The organism is Gluconobacter sp. P1D12_c, from assembly GCF_018812105.1.
In the GTDB taxonomy this organism is placed as follows: Bacteria; Pseudomonadota; Alphaproteobacteria; order Acetobacterales; family Acetobacteraceae; genus Gluconobacter; species Gluconobacter oxydans_A.
Map to the genome: position 1 here is coordinate 1 of NZ_JACSIQ010000176.1, position 611 is coordinate 611.

Consider the following 611-nt stretch of genomic DNA (forward strand, 5'->3'; position numbering starts at 1 on the left):
TCAGGAACGATGAAAGCATGAAGATGAGGAAAAGCCTCATCATCATGCCTGATGACTGTCTTCAACTGGTCCCCATACGTGTCCTGCAACCACTTGACCGACCGAGCTTGCCAACGCTTACAATCGGCATCCATCTCACCTGGCCAAGACAGAACAATGCACGCCATAGTATTTTGAGTGCTTCTGATTTTCCTGCTCTTGCCATTCTTCTGAACATCAACAGCACCATCGCAAGCCTGCTCATGCTCACGCTCAAGAGCTTCTAAATCCTGACCAAAAACGAGAACCGGCTTGCCTGGATTTTCAACATGCAAACAGGCATCCGGATTTCTCCGGGTAGCCTCATCTATAGTCTCTTTAATATTCCACTTCTTAGACTTCGTTGCCTTGTCGGAAGGCTTTACAAGCACTTTACGACTCAGCATCTCAAAATGTGCGAATTGATAACTCATGACAACGATCCAAAAAATTTCTCGCAAATCGTTGAGAGTCTTCTTTTAAAATCATCAGACGTACAATTTTCCAAATCTAAATTATCGATACTCGAATACAAACCATCCTTGTCACATTCTTCTAAATCTTTAACCCAAAGGCGTATCTCATCTTTATTG

At 43.2% G+C, this 611-nt stretch carries 1 protein-coding gene; it reads right to left on the reverse strand.

Features of this window, described 5'->3' with window-relative positions; genetic code table 11:
- On the reverse strand, positions 1-452 hold a 452-nt coding region (locus KP705_RS16190; protein WP_215764984.1), incomplete at its 3' end, for a plasmid recombination protein.
- Positions 453-611: the final 159 nt, after the last annotated feature.